The organism is Achromobacter sp. RT286_PF (assembly GCF_059760425.1).
The window spans coordinates 39,321-58,527 of record NZ_JCBAMR010000035.1 but is presented as its reverse complement, the minus strand read 5'-3'; the positions used below and the strand labels follow the sequence as shown (position 1 = coordinate 58,527).

Genomic DNA, 19,207 nt, shown 5'->3' with positions numbered 1-19,207 from the left:
TTGCGGGCCTGGCTTTTTCGTACCTGCTGCCGGATCAGATTACTGAACGCGGCTGCGGTATTCGTTCGTGCGGGTGTCGATTTCGATCTTGTCGCCGATGGCGCAGAACAGCGGCACGTTCAGTTCGTAGCCGGTGTTGATCTTGGCCGGCTTGGTGACCTTGCCCGAGGTATCGCCACGCACGGCGGGTTCGGTGTAGGTGATTTCGCGAACGATCGTGGTGGGCAGTTCAACCGAGATGGCGCGGCCGTCGTAGAAGACCACTTCCACGGGCATCGCTTCTTCCAGGTAGTTCAGGGCGTCGCCCATGCTTTCCGCTTCGATTTCGTACTGGTTGTACTCTTCGTCCATGAAGACGTACATCGGGTCGCCGAAGTAGGAGTACGTGCACTCCTTGCGATCCAGTTGCACCACTTCGAACTTTTCGTCGGCCTTGTAGACCGATTCGCTGGCCGAGGCGGTCAGCAGGTTCTTGAACTTCAGCTTCACAACAGCAGCGTTACGGCCAGACTTGTTGTATTCGGCTTTTTGGACCACGAGGGGATCCTTGCCGACCATGACCACGTTGCCGACTCGCAATTCCTGAGCGGTTTTCATCGATAAAACTCCGGGGGGTAGGTGCACTCGCCGTGCTTGCAAAAAGCCGCATGGCTTGCGGCTTCGTGCACACCCCGGGAGGCGTCATAGTTGAGGCCCGACAAATCCAGGGCGACTCAGAAAACTCTCTATTCTAACGTTTCTTGGCCAAGTCTGCGCAAAAGTCGGCCAGATTTTCGGCCAGATCCGGCTGTGCGGCCTGGCTTGCGTCCCAGGTTCGGGCGGCGTCCTGCCATGCCGCCCACGCGTCCGGCACCAGCGACGCCGTCATGGCGGCCCGAGTTTGCCCAGTCTCTGGCTGGTTCCAGGCGCGGATCAAGGCTTGCGCGGTATCCGGGGCCGGATAGCGGGCCAGCCAGGCTTCCAGCTTTTCCAGATGCACGTTCTGGTCCTGGGGATAGATTTGCCACACCAGGGGGCGCGCGGCCCAGGCGGCACGGATGAACGAGTCTTCGCCGCGCACGAAATTCATGTCCGACAGCCACAGCACGCGGTCAAAGTCGGGTTGGGCCACGAAGGGCAGGCGCGCCAGCAAAGGGGCGCCGGGCGCTTGGCAGGCGGCCTCAAGGCCGGGGGCAACGCCCTCGGGCGCCAGCAGCACGCATGGCCGGGAATCGGCCGCCAGGGCGCGGACCAGATCGCCCGCGGGCGCCGTGGGATAACAGAACAGCGATACCGTACGCGCGCCGTCCTGGCGGTGCGCGAGCACGGCGTCCGACACGCCCAGCGACCGTAAAAACCCGTTTTGCTGGTCCATTGACGCTTGCAGGGCGTCACGTTCGGCGCTTAAACCCGGTTCGCGCAACAGGCCGCCCGTGGCCGCGGTGAACCCGGGGAAGAAAAAATGTTTGACCAGCCCGTCCGGCCGCTGCGAGGGCAGGCCGTGGCAGCTTTCCACCCAGGCTTCGGCGCTTAGATATTCCAGGTTGATCCAGGCCGGATGCACCCGTTGCATGCTTTGCAGAAACGCCTCGGGCGGGTCGCAGGCAAAGGCTTCGATGACCACATCCCGAGCGGTCAGGGTGGGATCGGGCGTGTCAGACCAGTGGACGATGTCCACGCCGGCCAGCGCTTGGCGCGGGGCGTCGGGGGCGATGCCCGGCTGAATGCGGGCAAAGCTGGCCAGGTCGTCTACCCACAGGCGCACGTCCCAGCCGGGGCCGCCAGCCAGCCGGCGCGCCAGCCGCCAGCAGACGCCGATGTCGCCATAGTTATCGACGACTCGGCAAAAGATGTCTGCTTGCATGGCGGCCTGGTGAAACTAGTGGAACTTTGCCGGTGCGGCTTCGGCGTCCTCGGGCAGTTCGGCGTGCACCAGTTCGCCCAAGGGGTTGGGGAAGTAGGGCGCGCCGCAGTCTTCGCAGTATTCCGCCGGCAGCACGCCGGGGATGCGGCGCAGTTCCGTCACGCCGTATTCCTTGAGCAGGGCGGCGATTTCGTCGACCACGTCGGGTTGGCCTTCGTCGGACGGCAGCTCTTCCTCTCGGCCATACAAAGGCCACACGCAGCCGTAGTAGACGTCGTTGCTGCTGCGCGCCGTGAAGCTGATGCGGTATTCGTCGATGCGGTTTTCGCCACAGCCGGCCACGACCGCGCGCAATTGCGAGGCTTCCAGGTTGACCGCGCCTTCCAGCCAACTGACGGCCGCGCGCAAGGACAAGGGGCGCACGCGGCGGTCGGCCTCGCGGTTGCTGACGTAGTAGGCGTCGGGCAGCAGGGCTTCGAAGCCGCAGCCGGGCATCAGAGCGGCCAGCGTGGGTTGCGCCTGGGCGGCCCACTGTTGCTGGCACGCATCGCGCGTGGCATCGGCGTCGCCCAGGCTTTCCTGCCAACGGAAGATCGGTGCGTTTTCAGGCACCGCCACCGCGCCGATGATGTAGCGCGTGTCGGCCAGCATGTTGGCGGTTTCGATCTCGGTGTTCAGCGCGGGCTTGGTGGTTTCCGCGCCCAGGGCTTGCGAGCCCAGGCGTTGCAGCCACTGCCAGGTTTCGCCGAACGTGCGCGGCATCTGGTCCACGCTGACCAGCACCGGCATCAGCGCGGTGCGCGCCTGGCTGGACAGCACGTGGCCGTGCAACTGCGCCAGCAGCGCCTGCTGGGCGCTGGCGGAAACGGGGCCGGTGGGGATGGCGTAGCGCGTCCAGGCGACGATTGGTGCAACGATCAGCAATACGTCGTACACCACGCCGTTTTTCTCGATCTTCATCGACTCGGACAGCGTTTCGGCCTGTTCGATCAAGACTTCGTAGGCGCCGATGTCGCTTTGCGCCAGGTGGTCCAGGGCCGCTTCCAGCGGGGCGTCCTGCCCAGCCTTGAGCAGCTTGGGAATCGCTTCGCCAAGCTGGTTCTCCCAAAACACGTCTTCAACGCGGCTGCCCGAGCGGTTAAGCGATTGGGCCAGCGCCACCAAACGGGTGGCGTCGCGGGTCATGCGGGGAGCGGATTGGCTGCGGGTTCGGGCCATAACTTCGAGGGACGTCCAGTAAGTGTGTAACGACGTAGTTTACCGCTCGCCGCCCATCGCGGCGTTGTCGCATTGGTTTCCGACTTCAGAGCCCCGCGCAGCGCCGCCCGCGGCCGCATTGCCGGCATTGATGCCATATCGGCAACAGAGCATCCCCCCGATGGGGGTTTATTGCTGATTGGGAATATTCGACAATTCCTCATCGAATTTGTCTACAGGAGGCTGCGCCATGCGTTGGCCTACGCTTTTTATTTCCCACGGCTCGCCAATGCTGGCCGTTGAACCCGGGCGCACCGGCCCCGAGCTGACGGCATGGAGCCAGGCGCAAGGCCGCAAGCCGCGCGGCATCCTGGTCGTGTCGCCGCACTGGATGGGCGAAGGGCTGGCGCTGTCCACGCGCGACCGGCAAGTGGCGTGGCACGACTTTGGCGGTTTTCCGCCCGAGCTGTATGCGCTGCAATACGCGGCCCCCGGCTCGCCCGAACTGGCCGACCGTGTCCAGGCGGTGCTGGCCGAATCGGGTATCGCCGCCGATCGCGACCCGCGCCGCCCGCTGGACCATGGCGCGTGGGTGCCGCTGCGCTACCTGTACCCCGACGTTGATGTGCCGGTGGTGCAGCTGTCGCTGGACATGGGGCGCGACGCGGCCGGTCAACTGGCTTTGGGCCGCGCGCTGGCGCCGCTGCGTGATGAAGGCATTCTGATCATCGGGTCGGGTTCGCTGACGCACAATCTGCGCGACGTCCGTATGCCGCAAAGCGCGCCGCCCGTGTCGTACGTGCCCGGATTTCAGGCGTGGTACGCGCGTAATCTGGCCGAACACAACGTGCCGGCGCTGCTGGACTGGCAGGCGCAGGCGCCCGGCGCATTGCAGGCCCATCCGCACGACGATCATTTGATGCCGTTGTACGTAGCGCTGGGAGCGGGCGGCGACGATGCCCGCGCCACCCGGCTGAACGACGAAATTTCGTATGGGGCGTTGGCGATGGACGCGTATCAGTTCGACGATTGATGCAGCACGGGCAGGGCAGAGGCGCGGATCTATCGCCCCGGCCAAGACCATAAAAAAGCCCCGGAACCGTCAAGGTTCCGGGGCTTTTGCATCGCGCCCCGACTGGGGGCGCGTCGCGCGTCAGGCAGCCAGCAGCTGGCGCAGCACGAAAGGCAGGATGCCGCCGTGCTGGTAGTAGTCGACTTCAATCGGCGTGTCGATGCGCAGCAGCACCGTCACGTCCTGCTTCGAACCGTCCTTGCGGGTGATCGTCAGCGTCACGTCCTGCATCGGCTTGATGCCGTTTTCCAGGCCCGAGATGTCGTACGTTTCTTCGCCGGTGATGCCCAGCGACTGCACGCTGTCCGTGCCCTTGAATTGCAGCGGCAGCACGCCCATGCCCACCAGGTTGCTGCGGTGGATACGTTCAAAGCTGCGCGTGATCACGGCCTTGACGCCCAGCAGCTGCGTGCCCTTGGCCGCCCAGTCGCGTGACGAGCCGGTGCCGTATTCCTCGCCGCCAAACACAACGGTGGGGGTGCCCTGGGCCACGTACTTCATGGCCGCGTCGTAGATGGACATCTGTTCGCCCGTGGGTTGGAACAGGGTCTCGCCGCCTTCGAAGCGGCTGCCATCGGGCAACGACGGAATCATCAGGTTCTTGATGCGCACGTTGGCAAAGGTGCCGCGCATCATGATCTCGTGGTTGCCGCGACGCGAACCATAGCTGTTGAAATCGGCCTTCATCACGCCGTTTGCCTTCAGCCACTTGCCGGCTGGCGACGTTTCCTTGATGGAGCCGGCGGGCGAGATGTGGTCGGTGGTCACGGAATCACCGAACACGCCCAACGCGCGCGCGCCCTTGACGGTGGGCATCGGGGCCGGCGTCATGTCGAAGCCTTCGAAGAAGGGCGGTTCGGCGATGTAGGTGGAGTCGGGCCAGTTGTAGGTATCGCCGGCGACGCCCTTGATGTTCTCCCACAGCTTGCCCGGGTTGCTCTTGACCTGGCCGTAGTTGGCCTCGAACACCTTCGGGTCCAGCGCGTGCTTCAGCAGCGCCTCGACTTCCTCGGACGTGGGCCAGATGTCGCCCAGCCAGACGTCGCCGTTCTTGCCACGGCCCACCGGTTCGGTCATCAGGTCGCGCGTGACGGTGCCCGCCAGCGCGTATGCCACGACCAGCGGGGGCGAGGCCAGGAAGTTGGCCTTGATGTTCGGGTGGATACGCGCTTCAAAGTTGCGGTTGCCCGACAGCACCGCCGAGCACACCAGGTCGTTGCCGATGATGGCTTCGTTCAGGTCGGGCGTCAGGTCGCCCGCGTTGCCGATGCAGGTGGTGCAGCCGTAGGCGGCCACGTCAAAGCCCAGCTTTTCCAGGTAGGGCAACAGGCCCGTTTTGGTCAGGTAGTCGGTGACCACGCGGGATCCGGGGGCCAGCGACGTCTTGATGTGCTTGGGCACCTTCAGGCCGGCTTCCACGGCCTTCTTGGCCAGCAGGCCGGCGGCCAGCAGCACGTTCGGGTTCGACGTGTTGGTGCACGACGTGATGGCGGCAATCAGGATGTCGCCGTTCTTGATCTTGGTGCCGGCGCTGGTGGTGAACGTCTGGTTCAGCTTTTCGGCCGGCTGGTTGAAGCCGTTTTCGGCAACCGGCTTGGAGAACAGATCAATGAAGGTGTTCTTGACGTTGCCGATTTCGATGCGGTCTTGCGGGCGCTTCGGGCCGGCCAGCGACGGCGCGACGGTGGACAGGTCCAGCGTCAAGAGCTTGGTGAAGTTGATGTCCTGGGCGGCGGGGATGCCGAACATCTTCTGCGCCTTGAAGTAGGCCTCGAAGGCGGCGATTTCGTCTTCGGTGCGGCCCGTGCCACGGAAATAATCGATGGTGCGTTCGTCGACCGGGAAAAAGCCCATGGTCGCGCCGTATTCCGGCGCCATGTTGCCGATGGTGGCGCGTTCGGCCACGGTCAGGCTGGCGGTGCCTTCGCCGCAGAATTCAACGAACTTGCCCACCACTTTTTCACGGCGCAGCATTTCGGTAATGGTCAGCACCAGGTCGGTGGCGGTCACGCCGCCGCGCAATTGGCCTTTGAGTTCAACGCCGACCACGTCGGGCGTCAGGAAGTACACGGGCTGGCCCAGCATGCCGGCTTCGGCTTCGATGCCGCCCACGCCCCAGCCCACCACGCCAATGCCGTTGATCATCGTGGTGTGGCTATCCGTGCCCACCAGCGAATCGGGGTAATAGACATTGTTTTTCTTGTCCTGGTGCACGCCGCGCGCCAGGTATTCCAGGTTGACCTGGTGAACGATGCCAAAGCCCGGGGGCACGACGCCGAACGTGTCAAATGCCTGCATGCCCCACTTCATGAACTGGTAGCGCTCTTGGTTGCGCTTGAATTCCAGCTTCATGTTCAGGTCCAGCGCGTCCTTGGTGCCGAAGTAGTCGATCATCACCGAGTGGTCGACGACCAGGTCGACCGGTACCAGCGGTTCGATGCTCTTGGGGCTCTTGCCCATCTTGTCGGCCACGGAGCGCATGGCGGCGATATCGGCCAGCAGCGGCACGCCGGTGAAGTCCTGCAGCACCACGCGGGCAACCACGAACGGGATTTCATCTTCACGGCGGGCGTTGGCCTGCCAGTTGGCAAGCTGTTTGACGTGTTCTTCGGTGACCTTCTTGCCGTCACAGTTGCGCAGCACGGATTCCAAAACGATGCGGATCGATACCGGGAGCCGCTGCACATCGATGCCAAGCGACTTGCCCAGCGCCGGCAGCGAATAGTACTGACAGGATTTATTGCCGATCTTGAAGTTCTTGAGGGTGTCTAGAGTGTTGTGCGGCATGATGGACTCCGTGGTTTTGCCCGGCTTTTTTTACCCAAGCGCAGGCGGCATTTTCTGGCGTTTTTGCGCGTTTGTCATTGTAGGGGACACAAGCCCGCGCCCGACCGTATGTCTTATATCTTATATAAGACTTGGGCGGCACGTCAAAGTTCCGACCCGTCCGCACAAGACATATGGCTTTGCAAAACCCCTACTTTGGCGGACATGGCCCAAGCCCGCAAGACCCCGCGTTGTAGCAGGCAAGTCCTACAGCGGTGTGGCGGTCCGGCGTGTGCCGGCTTGGGCCGGCTTGTGCCGGCTTGTGCCGGCTTGTGCCGGGTTGGGCCGCGCGGCTCACGCCAGCAAGGCCGGCAGTTCAGCCGCTGCGATTTCCAGAAAGCGGCGCAAGGCCAGGGGCTCGCCACGGCGGGCAGGCATGATTGCGTAGATGCGCGAGGGCGCGGCCTGCCAGCCGGGCAGGATGGCGATCAGTTCGCCCCTGGCCAGCATGTTGGCGCACAGATAGTGCGGCAGCAGCCCCACGCCCAGGCCCGCGCGCACCATGGACCGCAGCGTGGCCATGTTGCTGCTCAGGCATTTCGGCTGGAATTCCAGTGATTCTGTTTCGCCCGCCGGGCCGGTAAAGCGCCAGGTCTGGCGACTGTCCTGCGTGGCATGCGCCAGCAGCGGCAGCGCGGCCAGGTCGCGTGGATGACGCGGGCGCGCCTGCGCCAGTGCCGGGGCGCCCACCAGGGTCAGCGGCACCAGCGCCAGCTCGCGACCGATCAGCCGGGAATCCGTCAGCGGGGCGCCCATCGCGCGAAACGCCAGGTCGTAGCCTTCGCCCACCAGGTCGATGATTTCGTCGCGCGTGTCCAGCAACACGCGCACGCCGGGATGCGCGATGCAAAAACGGGCCACCATTTCGCCCAGCAACGTTACCGCCAGCGGCGACGGCGCGGTGATACGCAACAAGCCACTGGGTGTGTCGCCCATGGAGGCCGCCAGCTCAAACGCGGTGCGGGCCTCGCGCGCCACGGCTTGGGCGTGGACGTAGATCTGCTCGCCCATCGGGGTCAACGACACCCGCCGGGTATTGCGCTGAAGCAGGCGCACGCCCAGCCGCGCTTCCAGTTCGGCCACGCGCCGGCTCAGCTTGGAACGTTGCATATTCAACACACGCGCCGCTGCCGAAAATCCGCCTTTGGCGACGACTTCGCTAAAGAGCAGCAGGTCGTCCAGGTGATGAATGTGGGGGTACATAGAGGGGCAAGGCGCAAAAGAGGAGGCGGGCGCGGATTGTCCTGTACGGCATGACAAATATTCCTGAAATTGGCCTCTACTGTCCGCCAGGTGGAACGCATAAGCTCTGCGTCAGTCGGCGCCACCCCCTTTCACATTGGCGCGACCCACTCCAGGCAGCGCCTTTTTGACCATTCATCTTAGTAACGTCGCGGCGAGCCAGCCCGAATCGGCCGGCGATTGTTGCATCACGCGCACGTTTCGCCACACCGACTTTTCCCGTGGCTCATCCCCCGTCATCAGGGTCGACCATTTCGACATGACGGCCTCGGCCGCGCCGGCCCCGTGGCCGCCCGAGCCGCGTCCCGGCTGCTTCGTTGCCACCTTGCTGCTGGAAGATACGCGGGGCAGCCTGCTAAGCCCCGGTGCCGACGGCGATGACCGGGACGTGCAGGCGGGCGACCTGCATTGGGCGCGGGCGGACGCCGGCGCTACCCGGGTGCGCCAGCCGGCCAACGGCGCGCGGCCCAGTGGTTGGCGGCTGAACGGCTTGCGTATTGTCGTGGGGCCGCTGGACGCGGCGGATGCGGGCAGCCCCGCGCCCGCGTTGATCCGGGGCTGGGAGATGCCGGTGATTCAGACTGACGCCGGCCGTATTCGCGTGGTGGCGGGCAGCCATGGAGGCTGGCAATCGCCGCTGGCGACGGCGGCATCGATGCTGGTCCTGGATGGGTGGCTGCGCCCGGGGGCGACGCAGCTGGTGCCGTTGCTGCCCGGCTGGAACGCCTGGCTTTACGTCGTGTCTGGTGAGCTGGGCGTGCGCGCGCGGCACCGCCGCACCGGCGCGCCGGCGTTGCCCAAGCAGATGGGCGGGGATCCCGACTTCGCCGTCTTGGACACGGGCTGCGCGCTGACGGCGTCCGCGTCCACGTGCGCATCTGCGTCGGCGGGCAATGAGGAAGGCGTGTTGGTGTTGATGGCGGGCAGGGCGCCGGTGCACTTCGTGCTGGTGGGCGGGCCAGCAGGCGGGCCGGTGTCCGCGCGGGGTGTGCCCGCTGGCACAACTGCGGCCGCTGTCACAGCCAAGGCCACAGCCACGACCACGACCACGACCACGGCTGCTGTCGCTGGCCCAGCCGCTCCCACGACCACCGCCCGCACCATGCCGACCACCCCACGTCGCCGCGCCGGCTCCGAGTCCGTCCCTACATGACCCTGATTCCATCAGGGCTGTTTGTTGCGTGACGGCAACGTCGCGTAAAAGCGAAAACGGGGACGAGTGAGAATGATTATCGATTTGATAATATTTGCGCCTTAAGACCTCAAGACCCCTGGGTGAACGGGCTCGGTCAGGGCCTGGTGCCAGGCTTTCGCGGTAGTGCCAGCTGATACGCCGTTTTCCGTGCGTCATTCCATCGGGATTGTGTGTTTCTCCGCGCGGCAACGCGCACTTACCGTCCCCTGACCCCGATATGAAAATTCGAACACTTGCCTGCGTGGCCGCAACGCTGCCGTGCATCAGCGTCGTCCACGCTCAAACCGCCACCCCCGTCCCTGCGCAAACCGGCACCGCCGGCGGCTCCGTTGTGTCGATGGAAGCGATCAAGGTCGAAGCCAGCGCCGACGCCTCGGCGGGCGGCTTGGCGGTGCCCTTTGCGGGCGGGCAGGTGGCCACGGGAGGCCGAGTAGGCATCCTGGGCACGCAAGACAACATGAGCACGCCGTTCAGCATTACCAGCTACACGAACGAGCTGATCCAGGACAAGCAGGCGCGCAGCGTGGGCGATGTCTTGCAGAACGATTCCGGCGTGCGCGTGGCGCGTGGCTTCGGCAATTTCCAAGAGTCCTACTTCATTCGCGGCTTCATCCTGAGTTCGGACGACGTGGCGTACAACGGCTTGTACAGCCTGCTGCCGCGCCAGTACATTGCCACCGAATTGTTCGAGCGCGTGGAAGTCCTGCGCGGTGCAACGGCTTTCCTGACGGGTGCAACGCCGGGCGGCGGCGGCATCGGCGGCGTGATCAACCTGGTGCCCAAGCGCGCGCCCAACGAACCGCTGACGCGTGTCACCACCGGCGTGGGCAGCGGCGGCCAATTCCAGCTGTCGACCGACATCGCGCGCCGTTTTGGTCCCGACGACAGCACGGGCATCCGCCTGAACGCCGCGCAACGCAGCGGCGACACGGGGATCGACGACGAACATTCGCGTACCAGCCTGGTGTCGCTGGGTATCGACTGGCGGTCGGCGGATACGCGCTTGTCGGGCGATATCGGTTGGCAGGAAAACAAGCTGAAGCGGCCGCGTCCGAACGTGACGATGGGCTCGACGGTAACCACCGTTCCCGACGCACCGGACGCCAGCTCGAATTATGCGCAGCCGTGGTCGTATTCCAATGAACGCGACGTGTTCGGCACCCTGCGCGCGGAGCATGATTTCAGCGACAAGCTGACGGGTTGGGCGGCATACGGCTTTCGCCGCAGCGATGAGGCGAATTCGCTGGGCAACGTGACGTTGACCAATGGCAGCACGGGCGCGGGCAACTTCTATCGCTTCGACAATACGCGCGAAGACAGCGTCAACACGGGTGAAGTGGGCCTGCGTGCCAAGCTGCGCACCGGCCCCGTCGGCCATGAAGTGGTGGTGTCGGCTTCCTTCTTCGATCTGAAGAAGAAGAACGCGTACATCATGGATTTCGGCAACACGTATCCGACGAACATCTACGATCCGATTTCGTACGACAAGCCGGCGTTCAGTGCCGGTGCTTTGCGGGGCAACGATATCGACAACCCAGCCTTGCAAGGACGCACGCGCATGAGCAGCTACGCCTTGGGCGACACGATGTCGTTCCTGGACGACAAGGTGCTGCTGACCTTGGGCATCCGCCATCAACGTATGTCGACTCGCAGCTATTCCTACGACAACGGGACCGGTAACGGGGGCAACGAAACGGGTGCATACGACAAGAGCCGAAATTCGCCGGCCGCTGGCGTTGTTTTTAAGGTGGCGCCAAGTGTCTCTCTGTATGCCAACTACATCGAAGCGCTAGTGCAGGGCGATACGGCTCCCGCGAACGCTAACGGTAAACCCGTACCAAACGTTGGTACAGTGCTGTCGCCCTATGTCTCCAAACAAAAGGAGATTGGCGCAAAGTACGAAGGCGACGGGCTGGGGGCAGGCCTTGCACTGTTTTCTACCGACAAGCCGCGGTCCGCATACAACGCCAACAACGAGCTGACGGCCTCCGGTAAAGACCGGCACCAAGGCGTAGAACTGACGGTCTATGGCGAGCCGATCCAGTCTGTTCGCGTTCTCGGCGGACTCACATGGTTGGACGCCGAGCAGCGTTCTACCGGCAAGCCATCAATCGACGGCAACCGTGTGATCGGCGTGCCTCGCTTCCAGGCCAACATGGGCGTGGAATGGGATATCCCCGGCGTGCAAGGCCTCGCGGTCGATGGCCGTGTGGTCTACACCGGTTCGTCGTACGCTGACGACGCCAACACCCTGAAAGTCCCCGGCTGGACGCGCTTTGACGCCGGTCTGCGCTACATGACGGACGTCGACGGCCACGTCGTGACCCTGCGCGCCCGCGTTGAGAACATCGCCAATCGCAACTACTGGTCGTCGGTTGGCGGCTACCCCGGCAACGGCTACCTGGTCCTTGGCGGCCCGCGCACGTTCCTGCTGTCGGCCAGCATGGACTTCTGATCGCTGCACGCCAAGTCACGCAAGCGAAAAAAATCCCGGCCCAGGCCGGGATTTTTTTGTTTTGGAAAGGGCGTCTCAACCGCCGATCACACTGCTTCCTGAATCGTCATATGCACTTGCAGGCCCGCGGATCGTCAAGTGCCGTACCCAAAAAGGTGACGAGTTCTGGGCCTTTCATGTGGCGGTTATACAAATTTTTGTATAGAGATCAAGGCAAGCGCGGCAGTTGCTATCGGCTCACCACAACCACCCCCCACGCGTCAGGTCGCTTTCGCAGCTTTTGTATTGCGACGTGAATTTTTCCGCGCGTGCCTGCACCTTTTGCGACACCGTTTTCAACCATGCCTTGCGGTCGTAGCTGCGGTTGCGGTAGCCGGTCCAGCCTTCGTGGTAGTTCAGGTACTGCCCGTAGGCGTCCCACTTCGAGATGCCGTTGAGGCGTTGCGACTTGCTCATGTACCAGCCCATGAAGTCGAGCGCGTCGGCAAAGTCGTCGCGGCTTGAGCCCCAGCCGCCGGCTTCGCGCTTGTAGTCGGCCCAGGTTTCGTCCTTGGCCTGGGCGTAGCCGTAGGCGGAGCTGACGCGGCCCCAGGGGATGATGCCCAGGAAGTAGTAGCGGGGCGGCACGGCGTCCTGCTTGAAGGAGGATTCCTGGTACATCATCGCCATGGGCACCGGCACGGGCGCGCCCCATTTCTTCTGCACCTTCAGGGCGGCGTCGTGCCAGTCGGGCTTTTCTCGGAAGATCGCGCAAATGTTCTCGGGGTTCGATGGCGGCGCCGTGGCGCAGCCGGCAAGCGCCAGCAGTAGCAGCGGCGGCAGCAAAAGCCGGGTCATTGGCGGGCTTCCTCCTTGGGGTGGGGGCGCGGTTGAAGGCAGCGCCCGGGGTGTGACAACTGTTGACGGTGTCACAAGATACCGCGATTGTATGAAAACGTATCGCCGGAAAAGTTCCGTCCCTGAAATGGGTGGGTAAGCCTGGTTGGTCGCGGGGAAGGACGCCGGATAAGCCGCCGCCCGAAGCGAACGGCGCCAGATTGCAAACGGCCCCGGATTGCTCCGGGGCCGTTGTCTGCGTGGAAAGCCGGCACAGAGACCAGCTATCGCATATGGCGTACACGCATGACGCGTACACGCATCAGGCTTAGGCCTGAAAGGCTTACACCTCGATCACGTCGGCCACGTCCTTGTAGTCGGCGATCTTGTCGAAGTTCAGGTACTGGTAGATCTGGTCGCTGCTCTTGTTGATGACGCCCATGTCTGCCATGTACTCGTCCTTGGTGGGGATGCGGCCCAGCTTCGAGCAGATGGCGGCAAGTTCGGCCGAACCGAGGTACACGTTCGTGTTCTTGCCCAGGCGGTTCGGGAAGTTGCGGGTGCTGGTCGACATCACCGTTGCGCCTTCGCGCACTTGTGCCTGGTTACCCATGCACAGCGAGCAGCCCGGCATTTCCGTGCGGGCGCCGGCGGTGCCGAAGACGCCGTAGTGGCCTTCTTCGGTCAACTGCGTGGCGTCCATCTTGGTCGGCGGGGCAACCCACAGCTTGACCGGGATGTCGCGCTTGCCTTCCAGCAGCTTGGACGCCGCGCGGAAGTGGCCGATGTTCGTCATGCAGCTGCCGATGAACACTTCGTCGATCTTGGCGCCGGCAACTTCCGACAGCGTCTTGACGTCGTCCGGGTCGTTCGGGCAGGCCACGATGGGCTCGTGCACGTCGGCCAGGTCGATTTCGATGACGGCGGCGTATTCGGCGTCGGCGTCCGGCTCCAGCAGCTTGGGGTCTGCCAGCCAGGCTTCCATGGCCTTGATACGGCGGCCCAGCGTGCGTTCGTCTTCGTAGCCGTTGGCGATCATCCACTTCAACATCACGATGTTGCTGTTGATGTATTCGATGATCGGTTCCTTGTTCAGGAACACCGAGCAACCGGCAGCCGAACGTTCAGCGGACGCATCCGACAGTTCAAAAGCTTGCTCGACCTTCAGGTCCGGCAGGCCTTCGATTTCCAGGATGCGGCCCGAGAAAATGTTCTTCTTGCCTTGCTTGGCCACCGTCAGCAGGCCTTGCTTGATGGCGTACAGCGGGATGGCGTTGACCAGGTCACGCAGCGTGACGCCGGGTTGCAGCTTGCCCTTGAAGCGGACCAGCACCGATTCCGGCATGTCCAGCGGCATCACGCCGGTGGCGGCGGCAAAGGCGACCAGGCCCGAACCGGCCGGGAACGAAATGCCGATGGGGAAGCGCGTGTGCGAGTCGCCGCCGGTGCCGACGGTGTCGGGCAACAGCATGCGGTTCAGCCACGAGTGGATCACGCCATCACCCGGGCGCAGCGACACGCCGCCACGGGTGCTGATGAATTCCGGCAGCGTGTGGTGCGTCTTGACGTCCACGGGCTTGGGGTAGGCGGCGGTGTGGCAGAACGACTGCATTACCAGGTCGGCCGAGAAGCCCAGGCAAGCCAGGTCCTTCAGTTCGTCGCGGGTCATCGGGCCGGTGGTGTCCTGGCTGCCGACCGAGGTCATCTTCGGTTCGCAGTAGGTGCCCGGGCGGATGCCCTTGCCGTCCGGCAGGCCGCAGGCACGGCCAACCATCTTCTGGGCCAGCGTGTAACCCTTGCCGGTGTCGACCGGGTCTTTCGGCAGGCGGAACAGCGTCGACGGGGCCAGGCCCAGTGCTTCGCGCGCCTTGCTGGTCAGGCCACGGCCGATGATCAGCGGAATGCGGCCACCGGCGCGCACTTCGTCGAACAGCACGTCGGACTTCACTTCGAATTCAGCGATGACTTCGCCGTTCTTCAACGCCTTGCCATCGTAGGGGCGCAGTTCAACGACGTCGCCCATTTCCATCTTGGACACGTCCAGTTCGATCGGCAGCGCGCCGGCGTCTTCCATCGTGTTGTAGAAGATCGGGGCAATCTTGTTGCCCAGGCACACGCCGCCAAAGCGCTTGTTCGGCACGAAGGGGATGTCTTCGCCCGTGAACCACAGCACCGAGTTGGTGGCCGATTTGCGCGACGAACCCGTGCCGACCACGTCGCCCACGTAGGCGACCAGGTGGCCCTTTTCTTTCAGCGATTCAATGAACTTGACCGGGCCGCGCTTGCCGTCTTCTTCCGGTTCGAACGCCGCGCCGTCGCGCTTGTTCTTCAGCATCGCCAGGGCGTGCATCGGGATGTCGGGGCGGGTCGTGGCGTCGGGCGCGGGCGACAGGTCGTCGGTGTTGGTTTCGCCAGGCACCTTGAAGACGGTGATGGTCAGGCTTTCCGGCAGTTCCGGACGGCTGGTGAACCATTCGGCGTCAGCCCAGCTTTGCATCACGGACTTGGCGTTGGCGTTGCCCTTGTCGGCCTTTTCCTTCACGTCATGGAAGGCGTCGAACATCAACAGGGTCTTTTTCAGCGCATCGGCGGCGATGGTGCCGATTTCCGCGTCATCCAGCAGGTCGACCAGCGGGCCAATGTTGTAGCCGCCGAGCATCGTGCCCAGCAGTTCGGTCGCCTTGGCACGGCTGATCAGCGCACAAGCTTCCTTGCCCAGCGCCACGGCGGCCAGGTAGGACGCCTTCACCTTGGCGGCATCGTCCACGCCGGCCGGCACACGGTGGGTCAACAGTTCGACCAGATTCTGCTCTTCGCCAGCGGGCGGGTTCTTCAGCAGTTCGATCAGTTCGGCGGTTTGTTTAGCCGTCAGGGGCAGCGGGGGAATCCCCAGAGCCGCGCGTTCGGCAACGTGTTGGCGGTAGTTATCCAGCATGTGAGGCCTGCTCAAAAGTCGGGTTGGAAGAAGGGTTGTCGGCCGGAATTGTAGAGGGAAGAGGGGGCGGCAAGCAAATGTCTTATATCTTATATAAGACTATGGTCCGTCCCTTGTTGTTGGGTGGCGACGTTGGGAAGCAGACGGCACGCCGTTGCCGCCCGCAGCGAAGGGCGCCAGCCAGCAAAATGGCGGCTCGATGGCCGCCATTACGAATTCAATGCTGGACGGGCAGGCGCAATCCTAGCGCGTGGCTACGTCATAAACGACGGCAACCCGGGCAAAATTGCCACCAAATTGCTTCACGTCCATTTCGAACGGGGCGCTGTCGCCCGGCTTGAGCTTGGGCAGGCGCAATTCCTTGAACAGGGCGCCCGATAGCTTGTCCTGCGCGTCGTACAAGCTGACCCAGACCCGCACGTTTTCCACGTCGACCTGATCCTCGTTGCTAACGCGGCCGTGAACCGTGACGTATTTGTAGCGATAGCGATAGCTGAAATTCAGCGTGCCGGTGCCGATCCCGGCCTCGGTGTTCTCAACCGTGACGGCCAGCTTGGGACGCGGGCCGGGCAGGGCGGCGCGTTTGGCCGGCAACCAGTTGGTCTTGACCTCGGTCACCCGTTCGAAGCTGCCGCCCGACAGCATCACCGGCACCCGCTCGCCGGGGTAAAGGTGCGTGGGCAAGGTCCATTCCTGGCGCAGGTTCAACGGTCGAGAGCCGTCAAACGCCGAAATTTCAACGCGGGGCGACAGGGCAATGTCGGTGGTGCTGGTGTTGGACAGCTCCGCGAACATCACCGGCCGCTCGATTTCATCCAGCAGGCGGCGTGGCGCCGACAAGCTGAACGCCTTCGGGTCGAACAACGCGAAGTTCGGGTCCAGCAGTTCTTCGGTGGACAGACGCACGTGGTCAATGACCCGCACATTCGCGGGGCTGACGCGGTGCATGCGGCTGGTGGAAGCGGTTTCCTTGGGCGCATCCTCTGCCGGCTTGGCCACGGCCGTGTTGGCGGACCCGGCCGGCGTTTCATGCCCCAGCTTGTTCGCCACCCAGGGGCCCACGGCGGTGTACCGGGTCAGCGCCACGCCGGCCGCCGCCAGCATCAGCAGCACCAGCGCGGTTTTGGCCGGCCAGGCAAGCGGCTTGGATTGGGAACGGTCAGCTTTCACTTTGCACCATGTAGTCGTAGGACGCGACCTTGTCGTCGCCAAGCATTTCGCAGCGCACGTCGAACGCGGTCATGGCGCCCGGCGCCAACGCGCCGGCGCTGCCATAGCCGTTGCCGGTGCCGATCAACGCGCCGTCCTGGCCGTAGAGCAGCACGGTGATCTGCGCGGCGCCGGCCTCTTTGGCGCCGTCGTTCTTGAGCAGGCCCACCAGGCGATACGCGCCATCGTTCTTCACCAGCTGCACCTTGCTGGCGGACACGTCGTTGTTCTTGCCGCGCGCCGGCGTCGGCGTGGCGACCTGTAATTCGTAGCGCGAGTAGGCCTTGTCAGGGGCCGAGATCAGCACCGGCGCGTATTCGCCCGGTTCCAGTGACCGTGGCGATGGCGTGGACAGGGTCGACGTCAGCGTCAGGTCGCCCTGGAAGAACGTTGCCGTGACACGCGGCACGTCGATCTTCTTGCCCGTTTCGTTGCGCATGATCATCACCAGCTGCTTGCGGCCGCGGATCTGGACTTCGCGCACGTCCGTCAGTTTGACCAGCGACGCGTCAATGGGCGGGGCGACGGGCGTTGGGCGGTAAGGGGTCGACGGGCTGGACGTCAGCATCGACGCCACCAGCGGCACGAAAATCACGGCAACCACTACCAGCACGATGGCCGCCAGCGCACTGGGCTTGATCTGCGCTTGCCTGGCCGGCTGCTGCATGCCGCGCAATATCTTTTCAAGCCGCTGGGCAACGTCGTCCTCCACCAGCGTCAAGGCGTGGCAATGGTTGCAGCGGTATTCGTTGGGGGCCAGTTTGGTGAATTGCGCGCTGCCGCAAGTGGAGCAGGTCAGCGTGACCGTGTTGATCGTCGTGTGTTTTGGTGTCATGCGTTTGGCGTCATGCTGGCGGAGCGTGCATGGGGGACGGACAGGGCGGCAAGGATAGCGGCAGCGCGCCGGGGGCGGGGTGCAGGTGCGCTTCTAGTTGTGACGATATGTGCCAAAAGCGACGCCCCGCCGCCTTATCGCGACAAACGAACGCTGTTCGTCCGGGTGATATCATCGCCGCGACAAAAACCCGGCCCCACGCATGAGCATTTCCCATCACCTGCTGTTTCTGGCCTGCGTGGCGCTGGCCACCTATGCCCAGACCATGACCGGCTTCGCGTTCGGGCTGGTGCTACTGGGTCTGTCCGGCGTATTTCAGCTGGCCTCGGTGGCCGAAGTGGCCAACGTGGTCAGCGTGCTGTCGCTGGTGAACGCCGCCGTCACGCTGGCGCGCGCCAAGCCGCAAGTGAACTGGTCGCTGATGCGCCCGGCCATGATCGCAAGCCTGGTGGGCGTTGCCCTGGGCGTGGCCGCGCTGACGTGGATCAGCGGATCCATGACGGTCCTGCTGCAACTGTTGCTGGGCATCACCATCCTGGCCTGCGCGGTGCTGCTGGTGGCACGCGCCAAGCCATTGGAACGCTTGTCGTCCAAGGCGTCCTTTTTGTTCTTCGGGGGCATATCGGGCGTGTTGGGCGGCCTGTTTTCCAGCGCCGGCCCGCCGATGGTGTATCACCTGTATCGCCAGCCCTTGCCGCTGGCGTCCATCCGCAACAGCCTGCTGGTGCTGTTCTCGCTCAATGCCGTGGTGCGGCTGGCGCTGGTGACGGGGCAGGGCCACTTCATGGCGTCGTCATTCTGGCTTAGCGTGCAGGCGCTGCCCGTGGTGATCGGGGTGACGTGGGTGGCGCGGCGCTACAGCACGGCGGGCTCCATGAAGACCGTCAAGCGGATGGTGTTCGTGCTGCTGCTGGCGGCCGGCATGGGCCTGATCGTGCCGGCGGCGCGGATACTGGCGGCCGGGTAGCCGCCAGGGGCGCATGGGGCAACGGCGCGCGGCACTTGCGCGTGCTGCCGCTGACCGGGCTTGGCCACCGCTGATTACGCGTGGCCGCCGCTGATGTAGCGTTCCAGTTCGTGGATGATGAATTTCTGTTCGCTCATGATGTCCTTGACCAGATCGCCGATGGACAGCAGGCCGATGAGCTTTTCGTTGTCGATGACCGGAAGATGGCGGAAATGCCGTTCGGTCATCATGGCCATACAGTGTTCACGCGTGTCGCCCGGGCCCACGTAATACACCGAGTCGGTCATGATGTCGCGCACCTTGGTGCTGCGAGACGAGCGGTCTTGCAGGACGACTTTGCGGGCGTAGTCGCGCTCGGACAGCATGCCCAGCACCGTATCCCCTTGCACGACCACCACTGCGCCGATGCTGCGTTCGGCCATGGTCTTGATGGCGTCGAACACCGAGGAATCCGGTGAAACCGTCACGACGGCATTGTTCGACTTTTCCCTGAGAATCTCAGCCACTGTTTTCACGATGTGCTCCCGGATCGCTGACAAGGTTCAAACGCCAACCGCGCGTCGCGCCCTTGGATAACGGCCAGGGCGCCGCGGCGCGGTCATGCTCCATCCTAAG

At 64.0% G+C, this 19,207-nt stretch carries 14 protein-coding genes; 4 read left to right on the top strand and 10 right to left on the bottom strand.

The features are described 5' to 3' along the window. Positions 1-39: 39 nt before the first annotated feature. The 3 genes from efp to AC6LJY_RS22445 form a co-directional block, all read right to left on the bottom strand. Entirely contained in the window at positions 40-597 is a 558-nt protein-coding gene (gene efp / locus AC6LJY_RS22455) for an elongation factor P (RefSeq protein ID WP_046804079.1), read from the bottom strand. A gap of 133 nt (positions 598-730) precedes the next feature. Beyond that, positions 731-1,843 (bottom strand): elongation factor P maturation arginine rhamnosyltransferase EarP, encoded by a 1,113-nt coding sequence (gene earP, locus AC6LJY_RS22450; protein WP_498136803.1) that lies wholly within the window; start codon positions 1,841-1,843, stop codon positions 731-733. A gap of 15 nt (positions 1,844-1,858) precedes the next feature. Next, positions 1,859-3,061 (bottom strand): DUF2863 family protein, encoded by a 1,203-nt coding sequence (locus tag AC6LJY_RS22445; protein ID WP_046804077.1) that lies wholly within the window; start codon positions 3,059-3,061, stop codon positions 1,859-1,861. 229 nt (positions 3,062-3,290) lie between these two features. On the opposite strand from AC6LJY_RS22445, the gene AC6LJY_RS22440 reads away from it, so the two are divergent. Continuing rightward, the gene (locus AC6LJY_RS22440; protein WP_498136802.1) at positions 3,291-4,073 is read left to right on the top strand and encodes a DODA-type extradiol aromatic ring-opening family dioxygenase; all 783 of its coding nucleotides are present in this window, start codon (positions 3,291-3,293) and stop codon (positions 4,071-4,073) included. Positions 4,074-4,193: 120 nt separating this feature from the next. On the opposite strand, the gene acnA is transcribed toward AC6LJY_RS22440, so the two are convergent. Continuing rightward, on the bottom strand, positions 4,194-6,899 hold the full coding sequence (acnA, locus tag AC6LJY_RS22435; protein WP_498136801.1) for an aconitate hydratase AcnA: 2,706 nt from the start codon (positions 6,897-6,899) through the stop codon (positions 4,194-4,196). 333 nt (positions 6,900-7,232) lie between these two features. Next, a complete protein-coding gene (locus AC6LJY_RS22430) occupies positions 7,233-8,141 on the bottom strand; it encodes a LysR substrate-binding domain-containing protein (RefSeq protein ID WP_314359773.1) in 909 nt (302 codons plus the stop codon). A 166-nt stretch (positions 8,142-8,307) separates the two neighbouring features. Here AC6LJY_RS22430 and AC6LJY_RS22425 point away from each other — a divergent pair, with 166 nt between their 5' ends. Further along, on the top strand, positions 8,308-9,333 hold the full coding sequence (locus AC6LJY_RS22425; protein ID WP_498136800.1) for a pirin family protein: 1,026 nt from the start codon (positions 8,308-8,310) through the stop codon (positions 9,331-9,333). Between the two features lie 259 nt (positions 9,334-9,592). Continuing rightward, entirely contained in the window at positions 9,593-11,830 is a 2,238-nt protein-coding gene (locus tag AC6LJY_RS22420; RefSeq protein ID WP_498136799.1) for a TonB-dependent receptor, read from the top strand. A gap of 237 nt (positions 11,831-12,067) precedes the next feature. Here AC6LJY_RS22420 and AC6LJY_RS22415 read toward each other — a convergent pair whose 3' ends face one another. From AC6LJY_RS22415 to AC6LJY_RS22400, 4 genes are all read right to left on the bottom strand, one after another. Beyond that, positions 12,068-12,667 carry a transglycosylase SLT domain-containing protein gene (locus tag AC6LJY_RS22415; RefSeq protein WP_046804069.1) on the bottom strand — a complete coding sequence of 200 codons (600 nt, stop codon included), beginning with the start codon at positions 12,665-12,667 and terminating at the stop codon, positions 12,068-12,070. 322 nt (positions 12,668-12,989) lie between these two features. Beyond that, on the bottom strand, positions 12,990-15,581 hold the full coding sequence (acnB, locus tag AC6LJY_RS22410; RefSeq protein ID WP_104144292.1) for a bifunctional aconitate hydratase 2/2-methylisocitrate dehydratase: 2,592 nt from the start codon (positions 15,579-15,581) through the stop codon (positions 12,990-12,992). Between the two features lie 243 nt (positions 15,582-15,824). Beyond that, entirely contained in the window at positions 15,825-16,751 is a 927-nt protein-coding gene (locus AC6LJY_RS22405; RefSeq protein WP_314359770.1) for an FxLYD domain-containing protein, read from the bottom strand. Further along, positions 16,741-17,625, bottom strand: coding sequence for an FxLYD domain-containing protein (locus tag AC6LJY_RS22400; protein ID WP_498136798.1), 885 nt, complete (start codon positions 17,623-17,625; stop codon positions 16,741-16,743). Before AC6LJY_RS22400 ends, AC6LJY_RS22405 begins: the two co-directional genes overlap by 11 nt. 202 nt (positions 17,626-17,827) lie before the next feature. Here AC6LJY_RS22400 and AC6LJY_RS22395 point away from each other — a divergent pair, with 202 nt between their 5' ends. Further along, the gene (locus AC6LJY_RS22395; protein WP_314359768.1) at positions 17,828-18,592 is read left to right on the top strand and encodes a TSUP family transporter; all 765 of its coding nucleotides are present in this window, start codon (positions 17,828-17,830) and stop codon (positions 18,590-18,592) included. A 74-nt stretch (positions 18,593-18,666) separates the two neighbouring features. On the opposite strand, the gene AC6LJY_RS22390 is transcribed toward AC6LJY_RS22395, so the two are convergent. Next, positions 18,667-19,107: a CBS domain-containing protein gene (locus AC6LJY_RS22390; RefSeq protein WP_046804064.1), complete on the bottom strand. Its 441-nt coding sequence runs from the start codon at positions 19,105-19,107 to the stop codon at positions 18,667-18,669. Between the last annotated feature and the right edge of the window lie 100 nt (positions 19,108-19,207).

What these genes read in the sequence shown, in the direction of transcription:
- efp (WP_046804079.1), bottom strand. Translation starts at nt 597, where the DNA reads ATGAAAACCGCTCAGGAATTGCGAGTCGGCAACGTGGTCATGGTCGGC.
- AC6LJY_RS22395 (WP_314359768.1), top strand. Translation starts at nt 17,828, where the DNA reads ATGAGCATTTCCCATCACCTGCTGTTTCTGGCCTGCGTGGCGCTGGCC.
- AC6LJY_RS22420 (WP_498136799.1), top strand. Translation starts at nt 9,593, where the DNA reads ATGAAAATTCGAACACTTGCCTGCGTGGCCGCAACGCTGCCGTGCATC.
- acnB (WP_104144292.1), bottom strand. Translation starts at nt 15,581, where the DNA reads ATGCTGGATAACTACCGCCAACACGTTGCCGAACGCGCGGCTCTGGGG.
- earP (WP_498136803.1), bottom strand. Translation starts at nt 1,843, where the DNA reads ATGCAAGCAGACATCTTTTGCCGAGTCGTCGATAACTATGGCGACATC.
- AC6LJY_RS22430 (WP_314359773.1), bottom strand. Translation starts at nt 8,141, where the DNA reads ATGTACCCCCACATTCATCACCTGGACGACCTGCTGCTCTTTAGCGAA.
- AC6LJY_RS22400 (WP_498136798.1), bottom strand. Translation starts at nt 17,625, where the DNA reads ATGACACCAAAACACACGACGATCAACACGGTCACGCTGACCTGCTCC.
- acnA (WP_498136801.1), bottom strand. Translation starts at nt 6,899, where the DNA reads ATGCCGCACAACACTCTAGACACCCTCAAGAACTTCAAGATCGGCAAT.
- AC6LJY_RS22445 (WP_046804077.1), bottom strand. Translation starts at nt 3,061, where the DNA reads ATGGCCCGAACCCGCAGCCAATCCGCTCCCCGCATGACCCGCGACGCC.
- AC6LJY_RS22440 (WP_498136802.1), top strand. Translation starts at nt 3,291, where the DNA reads ATGCGTTGGCCTACGCTTTTTATTTCCCACGGCTCGCCAATGCTGGCC.
- AC6LJY_RS22415 (WP_046804069.1), bottom strand. Translation starts at nt 12,667, where the DNA reads ATGACCCGGCTTTTGCTGCCGCCGCTGCTACTGCTGGCGCTTGCCGGC.